Origin of the sequence: Escherichia sp. E2562 (assembly GCF_005781075.1) — a bacterium.
Classification (GTDB): domain Bacteria; phylum Pseudomonadota; class Gammaproteobacteria; order Enterobacterales; family Enterobacteriaceae; genus Escherichia.
Map to the genome: position 1 here is coordinate 430134 of NZ_VATM01000003.1, position 18833 is coordinate 448966.

General features: G+C 53.8%; 16 protein-coding genes and 3 tRNA genes. 4 read left to right on the forward strand and 15 right to left on the reverse strand.

Translation table 11 applies throughout. From position 1 onward, the window contains the following. Positions 1 to 41 precede the first annotated feature (41 nt). The 9 genes from hflC to nnr form a co-directional block, all read right to left on the reverse strand. On the reverse strand, positions 42 to 1046 hold the full coding sequence (gene hflC / locus FEK43_RS05950) for a protease modulator HflC (RefSeq protein WP_001232411.1): 1005 nt from the start codon (positions 1044 to 1046) through the stop codon (positions 42 to 44). A 2-nt stretch (positions 1047 to 1048) separates the two neighbouring features. Then, positions 1049 to 2308: an FtsH protease activity modulator HflK gene (hflK, locus tag FEK43_RS05955; protein WP_130205989.1), complete on the reverse strand. Its 1260-nt coding sequence runs from the start codon at positions 2306 to 2308 to the stop codon at positions 1049 to 1051. 85 nt (positions 2309 to 2393) lie between these two features. Then, positions 2394 to 3674, reverse strand: coding sequence for a ribosome rescue GTPase HflX (hflX, locus tag FEK43_RS05960; protein ID WP_135490672.1), 1281 nt, complete (start codon positions 3672 to 3674; stop codon positions 2394 to 2396). 76 nt (positions 3675 to 3750) lie between these two features. Next, positions 3751 to 4059, reverse strand: coding sequence for an RNA chaperone Hfq (gene hfq / locus FEK43_RS05965; RefSeq protein ID WP_001051883.1), 309 nt, complete (start codon positions 4057 to 4059; stop codon positions 3751 to 3753). Between the two features lie 85 nt (positions 4060 to 4144). Then, positions 4145 to 5095: a tRNA (adenosine(37)-N6)-dimethylallyltransferase MiaA gene (gene miaA, locus FEK43_RS05970; RefSeq protein ID WP_001280339.1), complete on the reverse strand. Its 951-nt coding sequence runs from the start codon at positions 5093 to 5095 to the stop codon at positions 4145 to 4147. Then, on the reverse strand, positions 5088 to 6953 hold the full coding sequence (mutL, locus tag FEK43_RS05975) for a DNA mismatch repair endonuclease MutL (RefSeq protein ID WP_135408721.1): 1866 nt from the start codon (positions 6951 to 6953) through the stop codon (positions 5088 to 5090). Before mutL ends, miaA begins: the two co-directional genes overlap by 8 nt. A 9-nt stretch (positions 6954 to 6962) precedes the next feature. Then, positions 6963 to 8300, reverse strand: a complete 1338-nt coding sequence (amiB, locus tag FEK43_RS05980; RefSeq protein WP_138158459.1) for an N-acetylmuramoyl-L-alanine amidase AmiB — start codon at positions 8298 to 8300, stop codon at positions 6963 to 6965. An 18-nt stretch (positions 8301 to 8318) separates the two neighbouring features. After that, a complete protein-coding gene (tsaE, locus tag FEK43_RS05985) occupies positions 8319 to 8780 on the reverse strand; it encodes a tRNA (adenosine(37)-N6)-threonylcarbamoyltransferase complex ATPase subunit type 1 TsaE (protein ID WP_000981977.1) in 462 nt (153 codons plus the stop codon). Next, entirely contained in the window at positions 8752 to 10299 is a 1548-nt protein-coding gene (gene nnr, locus FEK43_RS05990) for a bifunctional ADP-dependent NAD(P)H-hydrate dehydratase/NAD(P)H-hydrate epimerase (protein ID WP_135408719.1), read from the reverse strand. Before nnr ends, tsaE begins: the two co-directional genes overlap by 29 nt. Between nnr and queG the strand changes: the two genes are divergently transcribed. Continuing rightward, the gene (gene queG / locus FEK43_RS05995; RefSeq protein ID WP_135408717.1) at positions 10298 to 11437 is read left to right on the forward strand and encodes a tRNA epoxyqueuosine(34) reductase QueG; all 1140 of its coding nucleotides are present in this window, start codon (positions 10298 to 10300) and stop codon (positions 11435 to 11437) included. The genes nnr and queG overlap by 2 nt on opposite strands. Here queG and FEK43_RS06000 read toward each other — a convergent pair. The 5 genes from FEK43_RS06000 to orn form a co-directional block, all read right to left on the reverse strand. Then, positions 11420 to 11473, reverse strand: a complete 54-nt coding sequence (locus FEK43_RS06000; RefSeq protein ID WP_100699686.1) for a hypothetical protein — start codon at positions 11471 to 11473, stop codon at positions 11420 to 11422. The genes queG and FEK43_RS06000 overlap by 18 nt on opposite strands. 233 nt (positions 11474 to 11706) lie before the next feature. Beyond that, a tRNA-Gly gene (locus FEK43_RS06005) sits at positions 11707 to 11782 on the reverse strand. Positions 11783 to 11817: 35 nt separating this feature from the next. Then, positions 11818 to 11893: transfer RNA gene (locus FEK43_RS06010), tRNA-Gly, on the reverse strand. Positions 11894 to 12050: 157 nt separating this feature from the next. Further along, positions 12051 to 12126, reverse strand: a tRNA-Gly gene (locus tag FEK43_RS06015). 210 nt (positions 12127 to 12336) lie between these two features. After that, positions 12337 to 12882 carry an oligoribonuclease gene (gene orn, locus FEK43_RS06020; protein ID WP_064525781.1) on the reverse strand — a complete coding sequence of 182 codons (546 nt, stop codon included), beginning with the start codon at positions 12880 to 12882 and terminating at the stop codon, positions 12337 to 12339. A gap of 94 nt (positions 12883 to 12976) precedes the next feature. Here orn and rsgA point away from each other — a divergent pair, with 94 nt between their 5' ends. The 3 genes from rsgA (at position 12977) to mscM (ending at position 18439) form a co-directional block, all read left to right on the forward strand. Beyond that, on the forward strand, positions 12977 to 14029 hold the full coding sequence (rsgA, locus tag FEK43_RS06025) for a small ribosomal subunit biogenesis GTPase RsgA (RefSeq protein WP_130205979.1): 1053 nt from the start codon (positions 12977 to 12979) through the stop codon (positions 14027 to 14029). A 96-nt stretch (positions 14030 to 14125) separates the two neighbouring features. After that, positions 14126 to 15094, forward strand: a complete 969-nt coding sequence (gene asd / locus FEK43_RS06030; protein ID WP_130259511.1) for an archaetidylserine decarboxylase — start codon at positions 14126 to 14128, stop codon at positions 15092 to 15094. Between the two features lie 21 nt (positions 15095 to 15115). After that, on the forward strand, positions 15116 to 18439 hold the full coding sequence (gene mscM, locus FEK43_RS06035; protein WP_135408714.1) for a miniconductance mechanosensitive channel MscM: 3324 nt from the start codon (positions 15116 to 15118) through the stop codon (positions 18437 to 18439). Positions 18440 to 18469: 30 nt separating this feature from the next. Here the strand turns inward: mscM and FEK43_RS06040 are convergent, their stop codons facing one another. Next, positions 18470 to 18784 carry a YjeO family protein gene (locus FEK43_RS06040; RefSeq protein ID WP_130216739.1) on the reverse strand — a complete coding sequence of 105 codons (315 nt, stop codon included), beginning with the start codon at positions 18782 to 18784 and terminating at the stop codon, positions 18470 to 18472. Positions 18785 to 18833: the final 49 nt, after the last annotated feature.

Genomic DNA, 18833 nt, shown 5'->3' on the forward strand with positions numbered 1-18833 from the left:
AGGATGCGGTGGCTTTATTGACCTGTACCGCGGTCGTTATCTTAACGCGTCGCGGAACTCGGCGTCTTCATGTAGCGGAAGAAATCGCTGTCCGGGCTCATGACCATCACGTCCTGATTGCCAGAGAAGCTGTTCTCATAAGCACGCAGGCTACGAATGAACGCGTAGAAGTCCGGATCCTTGCTGAATGCGTCTGCAAACAGCTTGGCAGCTTCGGCATCACCTTCACCGCGCATGATACGGCCCTGACGCTCAGCTTCTGCCAGCGTTCTGGTCACTTCATAGTCGGCAGTCGCACGCAGTTTTTCTGCTTCTTCCTGACCTTGTGAACGATGACGACGCGCTACCGCTTCACGCTCGGCGCGCATACGGTTGTAGATCGCTTCAGACACTTCGGTCGGCAGGTTGATCTGCTTGATACGCACATCGACAACTTCAATACCCAGCGCCGCCATACTGTTCGGGTTGATGACCGGAACTTTGCCCTTCGTCTCAGCCGTTACGCGCTCTGCCGCTTCGGCAATGGCGTTATCTGCTGCCGGGGTAGTAACTTCATCTTCTGTACCCGCAGAACCAGAGTTCAGCGCGTCACGCACTTCCAGGGTCAGACGACCACGGGAATCGGTGACGATGTCTTTCACGTCCAGGCGACCAATTTCAGAACGCAGACGGTCAGAGAACTTACGTTTCAACAGCACTTCCGCTTGCGAAATGTCGCCACCGCCCGTTGCCAGGTAGTAACGGCTGAAATCGCTGATGCGCCATTTGATGTAAGAGTCGACGATCAGGTCTTTCTTCTCTTTGGTCACAAAGCGGTCTGCCTGGTTGTCCATGGTCTGAATACGCGCGTCGAGCATTTTCACCGTTTCAATGAACGGTATCTTGAAATGCAGACCCGGCTCATAAACTAGAGGTTTGTTGTCATCGTCACGCAGTACCTTACCAAAACGCAGCGTAATACCGCGCTCACCTTCTTTGACGACAAAGACAGACATGTAAAGCACTACCAGCACGATGATGATAATCGCGATAACTGACTTACGCATCGTTATTCCCCCTGACGCTGGTAGTCGTTACGCTGCGCGTTGGCGCGGCGTTGGTCCATAATATCGCCCTGACTGGTGGACGACGTGTTGCTTACTCCACTGGTTGTGGAGGAAGAGGCTGGCGGCAGACGCAGCAGATTGCTGGCACCGTTATCGCTCTTCGCCGCAGGGGCGTTACCACCTTTCAGCATCTGGTCTAACGGCAGAACCATCAGGTTGCCACCTTTATCGTTAACCAGCACTTTGCGGGTGTTGCCCAACACTTTTTCCATCGTCTCGATATACAGACGCTCGCGAGTAATTTCCGGCGCGGCTTTATATTCCGGCAGAAGTTTAGCAAAGCGCGCCACTTCACCCTGAGCTTCCAGGATGGTCTGGGCCTTGTACGCACGCGCCTCTTCGAGGATACGTTGCGCCTGACCGTTCGCACGCGGCTGAACTTCGTTGGTATACGCTTCTGCTTCACGAATGTATTGCTGTTCGTTTTCACGCGCGGCAATCGCATCATCAAACGCCGCTTTTACTTCTTCCGGCGGACGAGCAGCCTGGAAGTTGACGTCCAGCAGCGTGATACCCATGTCATACGGGCGGATAGTCTCTTCCAGTTCGCGCTGAGTATCGCTACGAATCACGGTACGACCTTCCGTCAGAATGCGGTCCATGGTGTATTTACCGATAACCCCACGCAGGGCGCTGTCGGTAGCCTGACGCAGGCTGTCATCCGGGCTGGTCACGCTATACAGATATTTTTCCGGATTGGTGACGCGGTACTGCACGTTCATCTCAACGCGCACTACGTTTTCATCGGACGTCAGCATCACACCGGAAGCGGCCAGTTCACGCACGGCTTCCACGTTCACCGGTTTGACTTCGTCGATAAACGTCGGTTTCCAGTTCAGACCCGGCTCAACCAGATGGCTGAATTTGCCAAAGCGTGTTACCACGCCGCGTTCGGCTTCTTTAATGGTGTAGAAACCACTGGCCGCCCAGATAATGACAATCGCTGCCGCTGCGATGGTAACGACACGACCGCCAAGCTGCGGGCGCGGGCCTTGCGATGAACTGCCACCGCCAGAACCAGTGCCTTTACCGCCGCCCAGACCACCGAGCTTTTTGCTCAGTTTGCGGAAGATATCATCTAAATCAGGTGGCCCTTGATCGCGACCGCCTTTGTTTCCATTTCCCTCAGAGTTGCCGCCAGGTTTGCTGCTTCCCCACGGGTCGCGGTCTTGTCCGTTATTACCGGGCTGATTCCACGCCATGTTTGTGCTCCATATTTGTTATGCGGTGATCCCTGTTGTCTTTCGACGCCAGAGGATATGACTCCACGCTTCAGACGCTACGCCGTTAGATCAGGTAATCGATCAACGCCGGTTCTTGTTTACAGAGGCGACGCCAGTCAACGATCGGCATACGAACTTGCAGACTTACGCTGCCGTCCTCCTCCATCCACTCTTTTTCTATTGCCTGAAGCTGATAAAAACGACTTCTCAGACGCCCTTCCTGCGGCGGCAGACGCAATGTATGCTGCGCCACCTCGCCGGAAAGCCGCTCCGTCAAAGCCTGAAAAAGCTGTGGTATCCCCGCTCCGGTCTGTGCGGAAAGCCAGACACGGATCGGTTTGTTCTCTTCGTCCCGATCAATACGCGGTTCGAAACCTTCCAGCATATCGATCTTGTTCATCACCAGCAGAGTTGGGATCTCGTGAGCATCGATCTCTTCAAGAACCGTATTCACCGCTTCGATGTTTTCTTGTACACGCACATCTGCCGCATCAATGACGTGCAGCAGCAATGTGGCTTGCCGCGTCTCTTGTAACGTGGCTTTAAATGCCGCCACCAGATCGTGCGGCAGGTGGCGAATAAACCCTACGGTATCTGCCAGCACGGTTTCACCGACATCTGCGACGTCAATACGCCGCAACGTCGGGTCGAGGGTGGCAAACAACTGGTCTGCCGCGTAGACCCGCGCTTCGGTGATGCGATTGAAAAGGGTAGATTTACCGGCGTTGGTATATCCCACCAGCGAAACAGTAGGGACGTCGGCTTTGATACGTGATTGCCGCCCCTGCTCACGCTGCTTTTCAACTCTTTCCAGGCGCGACTGTATCTGTACGATGCGATTACGCAACAAACGACGGTCGGTTTCGAGCTGGGTTTCACCCGGCCCCCGCAAACCGATCCCGCCTTTCTGTCTTTCAAGGTGGGTCCAGCCACGCACCAGGCGCGTAGCCAGATGGCGCAGCTGCGCCAGCTCAACCTGCAACTTACCCTCATGGGTACGCGCACGTTGGGCGAAAATATCTAAAATAAGGCCGGTGCGGTCGATAACACGACACTCGCACAAACGCTCCAGGTTACGCTCCTGCGCCGGGCTCAGGGCATGGTCAAAAAGAACGACCGAAGCTCCCGTCGCTTTTACGGCTTCCGCAATTTCAACTGCTTTACCTTCACCTACAAAATACTTTGGGTGCGGCGCTTTACGGCTACCGGTAATCACCTGCAATGCTTCGACACCGGCGGAAGAAACCAGAGATTCAAACTCCTGGAGGTCTTCCATATCTTTGTCTTGCGTAAAATAGATGTGTACCAGTACCGCCTGCTCACCAGCATCATAACGGTCAAACAAGCGTATAACCCTCTAAATAGATCAGCGGGGAACGCAGGATCGCTGGCTCCCCGTGTAAAAAAAACAGCCCGAAACCTTATTCGGTTTCTTCGCTGTCCTGTTGCGCGGAAGTATTCTGCGCGCTGCTACCATGATGGTAGTTACTGCTGGTACCGCCACCGGCGTTGTTACTGTGATGAGAAACCGGGCGAGACGGGACAACAGTAGAAATCGCGTGCTTATAAACCATCTGGCTGACCGTGTTTTTCAACAGGATCACGAACTGATCAAAAGACTCGATTTGTCCTTGCAACTTAATACCATTCACCAAATAAATAGAAACTGGAACACGTTCCCGACGCAGTGCGTTCAGGAACGGATCTTGTAAAGATTGCCCCTTAGCCATTCTCTCTTTTCCTTATATGCTTATTTGTACTTTGAACCTTTCGATTCTGAAAAAATTGCGCACGATACGTCTCAATTGTACACATTCAGCCTGCGATAGCACCAACAACCTGTAATACTTCGTCACGCGCCTGTTCTGGTTTTTCACTGTCAAGCCAGTGAACTCCTTCCCAACCACGCAGCCAGGTTATCTGCCGCTTCGCCAACTGTCTCGTGGCGCAAACACCTCGATAAACCATTTCATCGTATGAGATTTCGCCTTCAAGGTAAGACCACATCTGGCGATAACCCACGCAACGAATGGAAGGCAAATCCGTATGCAAATCTCCTCGGGCAAAAAGCGCCCGGACTTCTGCTTCAAAACCTGAAGCCAACATCTGATGAAAACGCTGCTCAATTCGTTGATGGAGCAGTTCACGGCTCGCCGGGGCGATGGCGAACTGATGCACCTGATACGGTAGAGCGTCTCCTGACGTTTGCGTCAGTTCCGTTAAAGTTTTACCCGAAATGAAAAAAACTTCCAGTGCCCGGGAAAGCCTTTGTGGATCATTTGGATGAATCCTTGCTGCCGCAACCGGATCGATCTCCTGAAGTTGACGATGCAATGACTCCCAACCTTGCTCTGCCGCCTGTTGCTCAATTCTGGCCCGTACTTCCGGGTCCGCCGACGGTAGTGGCGACAACCCTTCCAGCAACGCCTTGAAATACAACATCGTACCGCCCACTAACAGCGGGATCCGCCCCGCCGCCGTGATATCGGCCATTTCCGCCAGCGCATCGCGGCGAAAATCAGCGGCCGAATAAGCCTGCGACGGATCGCGAATATCCAGCAATCGGTGCGGCGCGGCGAGTAATTCTTCAGCGTTCGGCTTCGCCGTCCCGATATCCATCCCTTTGTAAATAAGGGCAGAATCAACGCTTATCAACTCTACTGGTAAAATTTTACGCAGCTCAATAGCTAACGCCGTTTTACCGGAGGCCGTCGGCCCCATCAAAAAAATCGCCTTAGGCAGGCTCGCCTTACTGATATCACTCATCTTTCAGGGCTTTTATCGCCGGATGTAAATCAACAGATTGTAACAGACCACCCGGCGGCGTTTTCACAAGTTGCGGACATAACCGTTCCACGTCCGCCAGCAGGGTTATGGCCTGTGCCATTGACCACTGCGCATGTTCGCTCATCAGATTTCGTGCAATCCACTGCGCAATATTGCCAGGTTCGAATACGGACTGCTCCGCCAGGTAGCCTATCAGTTCAGGAATCAAGATTTGTAAATTTTGTTGGCGTAAGGGTAAAGGCACGGCCCTGATGGTCACATGCTGCGCATCGGACTGAAATTCAATACCCAATTCCGCCAGTGCAGACTGCGCTTTTTCTAAGGCCGCTCTTTCTTCACCAGAGACTTTTAACCGCAGCGGAATAAGCAGCGGCTGAGCGCAGACCGGCGCATCTCCCGGCGTTAACTGCGCCTGACGTAACCAGCGTTCCGCCACCGGCAGGGCTAAAAGTGAAATATTGCCGTCACGTTCTAGTAGCGCACAGTCCGAATGGACGATAGTCAACACCCGACCAAAGCTTTGACCATTCGCAGCCAGCGTAAGTTCCTGCGATTCTTGCACTTTTGGTTTGTGCATCGCTGCAGGCGTTTGCAAAAGCTGGCGATACACATCGCCTTGCTGTTTCTGGTAGCCCGGTTGCGCGTTCGGCCACGGGGCGGCCTGACGGCTACCGCTACTTGCAGCAGGCGCAGGAGATGAAGACGGAGAGTAACGCGGAGCCACTGGCTCACGAACTGCCGGTTCAGCAAAGTGATTACGCCCTGCTGCCACGCGGTTTTCGGGTATATGGCGCGGTGCTGACTGGGCGTTATCTTCCAACGGCAAAGGCGTTTCCAGCTGCTGTTGCAGCACGCTCAGCACGCCCTGATAGATAAAGTCATGCACCAGACGCGACTGATGGAAACGCACTTCGTGTTTGGCGGGGTGCACGTTGACGTCCACCTGATGCGGGTCGATCTCCAGATATAGCACAAATGCCGGTTGCTGATCGGCCCCCAGTTTGTCTTCGCAGGCCTGGCGGATCGCGTGATTAATCAGGCGATCGCGCATCATGCGCCCATTTACGTAGCAATACTGAATTTCTGCCAGTGCGGGCGTGATGTGATTCGGATCAGCCACCCAGCCACGCAGCGTGAGATCGCCGTGTTGCCATTCGATCGCCAGCGCATGTTCGAGAAAAGCGGTGCCGCAAATCGCGCCTAAGCGCCGCTCTTTTTGCCCGCCTTCCGGCACTGCGCGGTACTGACGTACGATTTTTCCGTTATGCGACAGGTTGATAGTGACGTCGAAACGCGCCAGCGCAATGCGGCGGATGATTTCATCGATATGGTTAAATTCGGTTTTCTCGGTGCGCAAGAATTTGCGCCGCGCCGGGGTGTTGTAGAACAGGTCCAGCACTTCCAGCGTCGTTCCCACCGGATGGGCCGCCGGTTTTACCGTCACGTCCATATCGCGGCCTTCGGCATAAGCCTGCCAGGCCTCCTGCTGCTCCGCGGTACGCGAAGTGAGCGTCAGACGGGAAACCGAACTGATACTCGCCAGCGCCTCACCGCGAAAGCCCAGGCTGATAATGGCTTCGAGATCGTCCAGAGAGGCGATTTTACTGGTGGCATGACGCGCGAGCGCCAGCGCCAGCTCATCTTTTTTGATACCGCAGCCGTTATCACGAATGCGGATAAGTTTCGCCCCACCGCGTTCGATATCAATATCGATACGCGTCGCGCCCGCATCGAGGCTGTTTTCCACCAGTTCTTTGACTACCGACGCAGGTCGCTCGACCACCTCACCTGCGGCAATCTGGTTCGCCAGTTGTGGCGGTAAGACCTGAATTGGCATCAATAATCCTTAGTTTGGCAGCGTGCGATCTGGCGTCGTCACCGTACTGGCAGTTTGTGCCGTTGCACCCTGCGGCGCAGACTGCATTGGATGCGCAAGGAAGTAATTGCGCAGGCCGTTGTAAATGGCTTCTGCCAGTTGTTGTTGGTAATCGTCGCTCGCCAGCAAACGTTCTTCGCTGTTATTGCTGATAAAACCAGTTTCGACCAGTACTGACGGGATATCCGGCGAACGCAGAACGCCGAGACTGGCGTGTTCTGGTCGGCGTTTATGAATTTCGCCAACGCGTTGCAACTGACTGATCATATTGGTCGCCACATCATACCCTACCCGCTGGGAATGACCGAATTGTAAATCCAGCACCGCCTGACTTAGGTACGGGTCGGCCTGACTGTTCGCCAGCACATCGCCCGCCCCGCCCAGCAGCTCCGACTGCTTCTCATGCTGTTCCAGCCAGCTTGCCATTTCGCTGTTGGCGCGACGGTTTGAGAGCACCCATACAGAGGCACCGGTGGCACTACGGTTTGGTGCGGCATCGGCATGAATCGACACAAGGAAATTGGCGTTTTGCTTACGTGCCACATCACTGCGCCCCATCACCGAGATAAAGTAATCCCCGTCACGGGTTAAAACGCCCTTAAACATCGGATCGTTATTGAGCAAGGTACGTAATTTACGCGCAATGGCGATGGTGACATTTTTCTCCCGCGTACCACCAGGGCCGATAGCGCCAGGGTCCTGACCGCCGTGTCCAGCATCAATAGCGATGACAATTTTATCGCCAGTGTTAGCCGTCGCGCGCGCTGCCGGACGCGTTACCGTATTGCTGCTGATAACACCCGTGGTACGGTTGCTTTCTGTTTTAAACGGATTGCGCGCCGGTTCGCTGACACGCGGGGCAACCACTGGCGGAGCCTCAACGCGTTTAGCAACCACAGGCGTTGGAGGGGGCGGTGGCGGCGCATCGGCATTAATCGTAAAGACAACGGTGTAATTGCTGCCATTCTGCCGCTTCACCGCTTCGGTTTTACCGTTTTCGGTAAGATCGACCACCAGCCGCAACGTTTGTGCATCTTTAGGCGTTCCAGAGCGAATCGCCTTCACCAGATTATTACCGCTGAACAACAACGGCAGCCCCTGAATCACGCCCGTTTGTTTGATATCGAGCGCCACGGTGCGTTTGCTTTGATGGCTAAACGCATAATCAGGATCGCCATTAAAACTTAACGTTATCCGCGCCTGTTGATTACCGTTAGAAACCTGAATATCAGAGAGCGTCGCGGCGCCAGCCTGCGCGCACAGCAGCACCAACACCGCCACCAACCAATTTCTGATGCGATACATCATCCCGCCACCTTTTAAAGGTTAACCGGCTAAACGCGCCAGCAACAATTCACCCGCAGAGGAAACCGCACTCACGCGCGCCTCACGGCCTTGTGCCTGATAATCAATGTGTATTTCGACATCCGGGTCAGGAAGAACACCTGTACCTTGTTGTGGCCACTCCACCAGGCAGATGGCATCGTTGGCAAAATAGTCGCGGATCCCCATAAACTCCAGCTCCTCGGGATCGGCAAGGCGATACAAATCAAAGTGATAAACCATTAAATTGTCGAGCGTATAGGGTTCGACCAGCGTATAAGTGGGGCTTTTGACATTACCCTGATGACCCAGAGCTTGTAAAAAGCCCCGGCTGAAGGTGGTTTTACCTGCGCCTAAATCGCCATACAGATAGATTACGGTTGCGCCATCGCAGGCTTTCGCTACCCGCTCGCCCAGGTCTAATGTTGCCTGCTCATCAGGGAGCGGAATTACTCGATTCATCATGGTTTTTATCAGTCACTTCCGGGTTAACAATACGCTGTAGCGTGGAAAAGAGATCGGTTGCCAGCATACCGCGCGTACCAAAACGCGCTGCCAGTACGTCAGCTGCCGCACCGTGTGCGACACAGCCCGCGCACGCTGCATCATACGGCGATAATTTTTGCCCAAGCAATGCGCCAATAATACCAGAGAGCACATCGCCCATGCCGCCGCTCGCCATGCCTGCATTTCCGGCGTCAATAATACCTAAAGCGTCAGGATGTGCGGCGACCACGGTTCCGGCACCTTTCAGCACCGCCACACCACCATAACGTTGTACCAGACGTTGGGCGTAATGTAAGCGGTCACTTTCAATTTCAGCGACGGAACAGCCCAACAACCGTGCAGCCTCGCCAGGATGCGGCGTGATCACGCGATTGTGACGCTTATCGGGATTGATTGCCAGCAGGTTCAATGCATCGGCATCCCACAACATCGGTTTACGAAAATTCTCAACTTTTTGCAGGGCTTTTTTTCCCCATTCTTGCTGGCCCAAACCTGGGCCAATCACCACCACATCGGCCCATTCCAGGCTGTCTGTAAGAGAGTCCATAGTCAGTTCATGCACCATCAATTCCGGTCGTGCGGTCAGCAGCGGCGCAATGTTTTCACTGCGGGTCAGCACTCTGACCAAACCAGCGCCAGCACGCAGCGCCGCTTCTCCTGTCATACGAATAGCTCCTGCCGTGCCGTGATCGCCACCGATAATCACCAGCCGCCCGTGATCACCTTTATGCGAAGTCGGGCGACGCGGTTTCAGCCAGTGAGAAAGTTGTTCAGCAGAAAACCGTTGAATTTTCGTCTCCTGACCTGCCAGCCAGCTATCCAGCCCCAGAGAGTCAAAATGCAGTTGTCCGGTAACATCCCGTGCTTTCCCGGTGAGCAAGCCAGGTTTCAGCGCAATAAAGGTGATGGTGTGATCGGTGTTGATCACCGCACCTGGCGTGGCGCCGGTTTCCGCCAACAGGCCGGAAGGAATATCAACCGCCACAATCGGCGCAGGATGGGTATTAGCATGGTCGATTAATTGGCTAATAGATTCACGAGGCGCTTGCTGCAATCCAGTGCCGAGCAGCGCATCAACAATCAGATCCACCGACTCGGGCCAGACAATATTCGTCGCATGGATTTCGCCTCCCGCGTTTAACCATGCCTCGCGTGCCAGCGCGGCCTCTTCCGGCAACGGTTTGTCACTTTCCTGGGCCAGCAGCGTGACATCAATGCCGACCGCTTTTGCCAGCCGCGCGACCACGTAACCATCACCGCCGTTATTGCCGTGACCGCACAGCACCAGCCAGTGGCGGGCGTCAGGATAAGCCGCACGACACACCTGAAATGCGGCTTCGCCAGCGCGAAGCATCAGCTCATAGAGCGTTAGCCCCAGCGCATCTGCCGCCTCACGTTCGCCGCGGCGGATATCGTCGGCGTGCCAGACGGTGTGTGGTATACTTACGGGGTTTTTCTTCATTGTATGGTCCGTCATGTCAGAGCCCATCGATCTCAATCAGTTAGCGCAAAAAATTAAACAGTGGGGGCTGGAACTGGGCTTTCAGCAGGTGGGTATTACCGATACCGATCTCAGCGAGTCCGAGCCCAAACTGCAAGCATGGCTGGACAAACAGTACCACGGCGAAATGGACTGGATGGCGCGTCACGGTATGCTGCGCGCCCGCCCCCACGAGTTATTGCCCGGTACGCTGCGCGTGATCAGCGTGCGGATGAATTATCTTCCTGCCAACGCCGCATTTGCCAGCACGCTGAAAAATCCCAAACTCGGCTATGTTAGCCGTTATGCGCTGGGCCGTGACTATCACAAGCTTCTGCGCAACCGACTCAAAAAGCTGGGCGAGATGATTCAGCAACATTGTGTTTCGCTGAATTTTAGACCGTTTGTCGATTCTGCGCCTATTCTCGAGCGCCCGTTAGCTGAAAAAGCTGGACTTGGCTGGACAGGTAAGCACTCACTTATCCTCAATCGCGAGGCCGGTTCGTTCTTCTTTTTAGGTGAATTGCTGGTCGATATTCCTCTGCCCGTGGATCAACCGGTCGAGGAAGGATGCGGTAAATGCGTGGCCTGTATGACGATTTGCCCGACCGGCGCCATCGTCGAGCCATATACCGTCGATGCTCGCCGTTGTATTTCTTATCTGACGATTGAGCTGGAAGGGGCTATCCCGGAAGAGTTGCGACCGTTAATGGGAAACCGTATTTACGGCTGTGATGACTGTCAGCTTATCTGCCCGTGGAATCGCTATTCACAACTGACAACTGAAGACGATTTCAGCCCGCGCAAACCACTACACGCACCGGAACTCATTGAGCTTTTTGCATGGAGCGAAGAGAAATTCTTAAAAGTCACGGAAGGATCGGCGATTCGCCGTATAGGTCACCTGCGTTGGCTGCGTAATATCGCCGTAGCATTAGGCAATGCGCCCTGGGATGAAGCGATTCTGACGGCGCTGGAAAGTCGTAAAGGTGAGCACCCACTTCTTGATGAGCATATAGCGTGGGCGATTGCGCAGCAAATTGAGAGACGAAATGCGTGCGTGGTCGAAGTGCAATTACCGAAAAAACAGCGTCTGGTTCGTGTAATTGAAAAGGGACTACCACGTGACGCCTGATTCATCCACAGCTTGTGAATAAAAATAAAAACGCATTGCAATTCAAGACGAATATCATCGTCAAGTGATCGATACGACAAAATACAATCTTAATTTTCAACTTATATATCAACAAGTTAAAAAATTACTATTCACCGTGCGAAGTTTTTCTGAAATTAAGATTACAGCCCGGACCTGTGGATAACTCTGTTTACAAGAGTTTGTCAGAGGCAACAAAAACCAGCAATAACGCATCGCGTCGCTGTGGATATTTTATTGGGGGAAGAATTTGGAGCGGGAAACGAGACTCGAACTCGCGACCCCGACCTTGGCAAGGTCGTGCTCTACCAACTGAGCTATTCCCGCTTGGGTGGTCTGTGCTTTGCAGCACTTTCAAATTTTGGAGCGGGAAACGAGACTCGAACTCGCGACCCCGACCTTGGCAAGGTCGTGCTCTACCAACTGAGCTATTCCCGCTTAATCTTCGTCTTTCGAACTGCTACTGCCTTGGCTGCCTTCACTCACCTTAGTCACTTACTTTTGCAAGCTTCCAAGAATTCGTTCAGTTTCCGCCTTGTCGCAATTCGAAATACTGCGATTGGGTGGTCTGTGCTTTGCAGCACTTTTCAAATTTTGGAGCGGGAAACGAGACTCGAACTCGCGACCCCGACCTTGGCAAGGTCGTGCTCTACCAACTGAGCTATTCCCGCGTACTACTTAATTTTTGCTTTCGTAATTTCGCATTTCTGCGTCGTTACGGGAGGCGCATTATACGAGAAATCTTTCCCTCTGCAACCCCCCTAAAAAAAAATTTTCGAATTTTTATCTCAAGTGCTGAAATTATCAGCAAGGCGTTCAATTTAGCGTCAAAATCACGCCGCCGCAAGTGGATTCCGGCGGTTACGTGACCAGGGAAAATTTTACAGCTTGATGAAGTGCTCCCGGTAGTAAGCCAGTTCCGCAACTGATTCGCGGATATCATCCATCGCCTGATGCGTCCCCTGCTTGGTAAAACCGTCGAGAATTTCCGGCTTCCAGCGGCGCGCCAGCTCTTTCAGCGTGCTGACATCGAGATAGCGGTAGTGGAAGTACGACTCCAGTTCCGGCATGTATTTAAACAGGAAGCGGCGATCCTGACCGATGCTGTTACCGCAGATAGGTGATTTACCCGCAGGCACCCACTGTTTTAAAAATTCGAGCGTCGCCAGTTCTGCTTCCCGATCGCCCATCGTGCTCGCTTTCACGCGCTCTACCAGCCCGCTGGCGGTATGAGTACGCACGTTCCAGTCATCCATCAGCGCCAGCTGTTCATCGGACTGATGTACTGCAATGGTCGGCCCTTCTGCCAGAATATTCAGGTTGGCATCGGTCACCAGCGTGGCAATCTCAATAATGCGATCGCGCTCGGGATCCAGACCGGTCATCTCAAGATCGATCCAAATCAGGTTGTTTTCATTGGCACTCATGCTATTTTCCACCCATTCACAGTGACTATATTGATCCACAATTGCGTGTATCATAGATGTTTTGCCCATCAGGGGCGACCAGGAGTCTGTACGATTGAGTAAAAATAAACTCTCCAAAGGCCAGCAGCGCCGCGTGAACGCCAATCACCAGCGTCGTCTTAAAACGTCTAAGGAGAAGCCCGACTACGACGACAATCTGTTTGGTGAGCCTGATGAAGGTATCGTCATCAGCCGCTTTGGTATGCACGCTGATGTGGAATCCGCCGATGGCGACGTTCACCGCTGCAATATTCGCCGTACCATCCGTTCGCTGGTGACCGGCGACCGCGTAGTCTGGCGTCCGGGTAAACCGGCGGCGGAAGGCGTAAATGTCAAAGGGATCGTGGAAGCGGTACATGAGCGCACCTCGGTGTTAACGCGCCCGGATTTCTACGACGGCGTGAAACCCATCGCCGCCAACATCGATCAGATTGTTATTGTCTCCGCCATTTTGCCGGAGCTGTCGCTCAATATCATCGACCGTTACCTGGTAGCCTGCGAAACCTTGCAGATTGAGCCGATTATTGTGCTCAACAAGATTGACCTGTTGGACGACGAAGGCATGGCGTTCGTCAACGAACAGATGGATATCTACCGCAACATCGGTTATCGCGTATTGATGGTTTCCAGCCATACTCAGGATGGGCTGAAACCGCTGGAAGAGGCATTGACCGGACGCATCAGCATTTTTGCCGGGCAATCTGGCGTCGGCAAATCCAGCCTGCTGAACGCGTTGCTGGGGCTGCAAAAAGAGATCCTGACCAACGATGTCTCTGACAACTCAGGTCTGGGCCAGCACACCACGACTGCCGCTCGGTTGTATCACTTCCCGCACGGCGGCGATGTGATTGATTCTCCTGGGGTACGCGAATTCGGACTCTGGCATCTCGAGCCGGAACAAATCACTCACGGTTTTGTCGAATTCCATGACTACTTAGGTCTGTGCAAATACCGCGATTGCAAACACGATACCGATCCGGGCTGCGCTATCCGTGAAGCCGTTGACGAAGGGAAAATCGCGGAAACCCGTTTCGAAAACTATCACCGTATTCTGGAAAGCATGGCGCAGGTAAAAACGCGTAAAAACTTTTCTGATACGGATGACTGACAATTAAGCTAACCGTCGTTAGAATCGTCCCCTTTTTTTCAGGATCCGGCATATACGCCGGATCAGGAACGACAAAACAATGGCCTGGAGGCTACTTTGTTAAATTCATTTAAACTTTCGCTACAGTACATTCTGCCGAAACTATGGCTTACTCGCCTGGCGGGTTGGGGCGCAAGCAAGCGAGCAGGATGGCTGACAAAACTGGTTATCGATCTGTTCGTTAAATACTACAAAGTCGACATGCAAGAGGCGCAGAAGCCGGATACTGCCAGCTACCGCTCCTTTAACGAATTTTTTGTCCGTCCGCTGCGTGACGAAGTACGCCCAATCAATACCGATCCGAATGTACTGGTCATGCCTGCCGATGGCGTTATCAGCCAGTTAGGTAAAATCGAAGAAGATAAAATCCTGCAAGCCAAAGGCCACAATTACAGCCTCGAAGCCCTGCTGGCGGGCAACTATCTGATGGCGGATCTTTTCCGCAATGGTACGTTTGTGACCACTTACCTCTCCCCGCGTGACTATCACCGCGTACACATGCCGTGCAACGGTATTTTGCGTGAGATGATCTACGTGCCGGGCGATCTCTTCTCCGTTAACCATCTCACTGCTCAGAACGTGCCAAATCTGTTTGCCCGTAACGAACGCGTGATCTGCCTGTTCGATACCGAATTTGGCCCGATGGCGCAGATTCTGGTTGGTGCGACGATTGTTGGCAGCATTGAGACTGTCTGGGCGGGTACCATTACACCACCGCGCGAAGGCATCATCAAACGCTGGACCTGGCCTGCCGGGGAAAACGACGGTTCTGTGGCGCTGCTGAAAGGCCAGGAAATGGGTCGCTTTAAACTTGGCTCTACCGTTATCAACCTGTTTGCACCAGGTAAAGTGAATCTGGTTGAGCAACTGGAAAGCCTGTCTGTCACGAAAATTGGCCAACCGCTGGCAGTATCTACCGAAACCTTTGTTACGCCAGACGCTGAACCAGCCCCGCTTCCTGCTGAAGAGATCGAAGCAGAACACGACGCCAGCCCATTGGTTGACGACAAAAAAGACCAGGTCTAATCCATCAAAGGAAACGCTGACGTGCGCCTGATTATCACTTTTCTGATGGCCTGGTGCCTCAGTTGGGGGGCGTACGCCGCGACGGCCCCCGATAGCAAACAAATCACCCAGGAACTGGAGCAGGCAAAAGCGGCGAAACCCGCGCAGCCGGAAGTCGTAGAGGCGCTCCAGTCTGCCTTAAATGCGCTTGAGGAACGAAAAAGTTCCCTTGAGCGCATCAAGCAATACCAAGAAGTCATTGATAATTATCCGAAACTCTCTGCTACTCTGCGCGCACAATTAAACAACATGCGTGACGAGCCGCGCAGCGTGTCGCCGGGAATGTCTACCGACGCGCTGAATCAGGAAATTCTCCAGGTCAGCAGTCAGTTGCTGGATAAGAGCCGTCAGGCCCAGCAAGAGCAGGAACGCGCCCGCGAGATAGCGGATTCATTGAATCAACTGCCGCAACAGCAAACCGATGCCCGTCGTCAGTTAAATGAAATTGAGCGCCGCCTGGGAACACTTACCGGCAATACCCCGCTTAATCAGGCACAAATTTTCGCGTTGCAGTCTGACTCCGCGCGTCTGAAAGCCCTCGTTGATGAACTGGAGCTGGCGCAGCTGTCTGCCAATAACCGCCAGGAATTAGCGCGCTTGCGCTCTGAGCTGGCGGAAAAAGAGAGCCAGCAGCTGGATGCGTATTTGCAGGCCTTACGTAATCAGTTGAACAGCCAACGCCAGCTTGAGGCGGAGCGGGCGCTGGAAAGCACCGAGTTGTTGGCTGAAAGTAGTGCCAATTTACCGAAAGATATCGTCGCGCAATTCAAAATTAACCGCGAACTGTCGGCAGCGCTGAATCAACAAGCGCAGCGAATGGATCTCGTCGCTTCGCAACAGCGTCAGGCTGCCAGCCAGACATTACAGGTCCGGCAGGCGCTGAATACCCTGCGCGAGCAGTCACAATGGCTGGGAGCGTCCAACCTGCTCGGCGAAGCGTTGCGAGCGCAGGTGGCACGACTGCCGGAAATGCCGAAACCGCAACAACTTGATACCGAAATGGCGCAGTTGCGCGTGCAACGGTTGCACTATGAGGATCTACTCAATAAACAACCGCAACTGCGACAAATCCTTCAGACTGACGGTCAGCCGCTGACCGCCGAGCAAAACCGTATTCTCGAAGCACAACTGCGTACTCAGCGTGAGTTGCTGAACTCATTGTTGCAGGGTGGTGACACGCTACTGCTGGAACTGACCAAGCTGAAAGTCTCCAACGGGCAACTGGAAGATGCGCTGAAAGAGGTGAACGAAGCGACGCACCGCTATCTGTTCTGGACCTCTGACGTGCGCCCGATGACCATCGCCTGGCCGCTGGAAATCGCCCAGGACCTGCGCCGTCTCATTTCGCTGGACACCTTCAGCCAGTTAGGTAAAGCCAGCATCATGATGCTGACCAGCAAAGAAACGATTTTGCCGCTGTTTGGCGCGTTGATTCTGGTCGGTTGCAGTATTTACTCGCGCCGCTATTTCACCCGTTTTCTCGAACGTTCGGCAGCGAAAGTCGGCAAGGTGACTCAGGATCACTTCTGGCTGACATTACGCACCCTTTTCTGGTCGATTCTCGTCGCGTCACCGTTACCGGTGCTGTGGATGACGCTGGGTTACGGCTTGCGCGAGGCGTGGCCTTATCCGCTGGCGGTAGCGATTGGTGATGGCGTAACAGCCACCGTGCCGCTGCTGTGGGTAGTGATGATTTGCGCCACATTTGCCCGCCCGAACGGCTTGTTTATCGCTCATTTTGGCTGGCCGCGCGAACGTGTTTCCCGCGGGATGCGCTACTACCTGATGAGCATCGGGCTTATCGTGCCGCTGATTATGGCGCTGATGATGTTCGATAATCTCGACGACCGCGAGTTTTCCGGTTCGCTGGGACGGCTTTGCTTTATTCTCATATGTGGTGCGCTGGCGGTGGTCACCCTCAGTTTGAAAAAAGCGGGGATCCCGCTGTACCTCAACAAAGAGGGAAGCGGCGATAACATTACCAACCATATGTTATGGAACATGATGATTGGCGCGCCGCTGGTCGCTATTCTGGCAGCGGCAGTCGGTTACCTGGCAACGGCACAGGCGCTGTTAGCAAGGCTTGAAACCTCGGTCGCCATCTGGTTCCTGCTGTTGGTGGTTTACCACGTTATCCGCCGCTGGATGCTAATCCAGCGGCGCAGACTGGCTTTTGACCGGGCGAAACATCGCCGGGCCGAGATGTTAGCGCAGCGCGCGCGTGGCGAAGAGGAAGCGCATCATCACAGTAGCCCGGAAGGGGCGATTGAAGTCGATGAAAGCGAAGTCGATCTCGATGCCATCAGTGCGCAGTCCTTGCGGCTGGTGCGCTCAATCCTGATGTTGATCGCCCTGCTTTCGGTCATTGTGCTGTGGTCAGAAATCCATTCCGCTTTCGGCTTCCTCGAAAATATTTCGCTGTGGGACGTCACCTCCACGGTACAGGGCGTAGAAAGTCTGGAGCCGATAACCCTCGGTGCGGTGCTGATAGCCATTCTGGTGTTCATCATCACCACGCAACTGGTGCGCAATCTGCCCGCGCTGCTGGAACTGGCAATCTTGCAGCATCTCGATTTAACGCCGGGTACGGGCTACGCCATCACCACCATCACCAAATATCTGCTGATGCTGATTGGCGGGCTGGTCGGCTTCTCGATGATTGGTATTGAGTGGTCGAAATTGCAGTGGCTGGTCGCCGCGCTCGGTGTTGGTCTCGGTTTTGGTTTGCAGGAAATTTTCGCCAACTTTATCTCTGGCCTGATTATCCTGTTCGAAAAACCGATTCGCATTGGCGATACGGTAACGATCCGCGATCTTACCGGTAGCGTGACGAAAATTAACACCCGCGCCACCACCATCAGCGACTGGGACCGCAAAGAAATTATCGTGCCGAACAAGGCGTTTATTACTGAGCAGTTTATCAACTGGTCGCTCTCTGACTCGGTCACGCGCGTGGTGTTGACGATTCCGGCCCCTGCTGATGCCAACAGTGAAGAAGTGACGGAAATCTTGCTTAACGCTGCGCGCCGCTGCTCGCTGGTGATCGACAACCCGGCGCCGGAAGTCTTCCTGGTGGATCTACAGCAAGGGATTCAGATTTTCGAGCTGCGTATTTACGCCGCAGAAATGGGTCACCGCATGCCGCTGCGCCATGAAATCCATCAACTGATTCTGGCGGGCTTCCACGCCCACGGTATTGATATGCCATTCCCGCCCTTCCAGATGCGTCTGGAAAGCCTCAACGGTAAACAAACGGGGAGAACATTAACTTCTGCGGGCAAAGGTCGTCAGGCGGGAAGTTTGTAAGGTCTTTGTGGCCGGATGAACCACTCCGGCTCACAAACAAAACTGATAGCGCAGGAAAAACTGCCACAGCCAATAGCCGAAGATCGCAAGTGCAGTGACGTACATAAACCAGCCGCCTTTTTTTCGCCGCAGCGCGAACCAGAGAAAAGGGAAAAAGAGCGGCAACGTCAATATCACACCGACATCACGGGTATCGTCATTTTCCAGATACTCCAGCACATCGCAGATGTTTTTAACCCCGCCTTCATCAATCATCCACTCTTTGTCCAGCGTGGAAGTGATGAGTATCCAGGGGATCGCCACAACAAACCAGATGCAGCACAAGACAAACATGCGCGCACTCATGAGGTAACCCGTAGTTTAATTTCGCTATAGCGCATACGAAATCCCACTC

Excerpts from the sequence above, each read along its gene's own strand:
- hflC (WP_001232411.1), bottom strand. The coding sequence starts at position 1,046 with ATGCGTAAGTCAGTTATCGCGATTATCATCATCGTGCTGGTAGTGCTT.
- hflK (WP_130205989.1), bottom strand. The coding sequence starts at position 2,308 with ATGGCGTGGAATCAGCCCGGTAATAACGGACAAGACCGCGACCCGTGG.
- hfq (WP_001051883.1), bottom strand. The coding sequence starts at position 4,059 with ATGGCTAAGGGGCAATCTTTACAAGATCCGTTCCTGAACGCACTGCGT.
- miaA (WP_001280339.1), bottom strand. The coding sequence starts at position 5,095 with ATGAGTGATATCAGTAAGGCGAGCCTGCCTAAGGCGATTTTTTTGATG.
- mutL (WP_135408721.1), bottom strand. The coding sequence starts at position 6,953 with ATGCCAATTCAGGTCTTACCGCCACAACTGGCGAACCAGATTGCCGCA.
- amiB (WP_138158459.1), bottom strand. The coding sequence starts at position 8,300 with ATGATGTATCGCATCAGAAATTGGTTGGTGGCGGTGTTGGTGCTGCTG.
- tsaE (WP_000981977.1), bottom strand. The coding sequence starts at position 8,780 with ATGATGAATCGAGTAATTCCGCTCCCTGATGAGCAGGCAACATTAGAC.
- queG (WP_135408717.1), top strand. The coding sequence starts at position 10,298 with ATGTCAGAGCCCATCGATCTCAATCAGTTAGCGCAAAAAATTAAACAG.
- nnr (WP_135408719.1), bottom strand. The coding sequence starts at position 10,299 with ATGACGGACCATACAATGAAGAAAAACCCCGTAAGTATACCACACACC.
- orn (WP_064525781.1), bottom strand. The coding sequence starts at position 12,882 with ATGAGTGCCAATGAAAACAACCTGATTTGGATCGATCTTGAGATGACC.
- FEK43_RS06040 (WP_130216739.1), bottom strand. The coding sequence starts at position 18,784 with ATGAGTGCGCGCATGTTTGTCTTGTGCTGCATCTGGTTTGTTGTGGCG.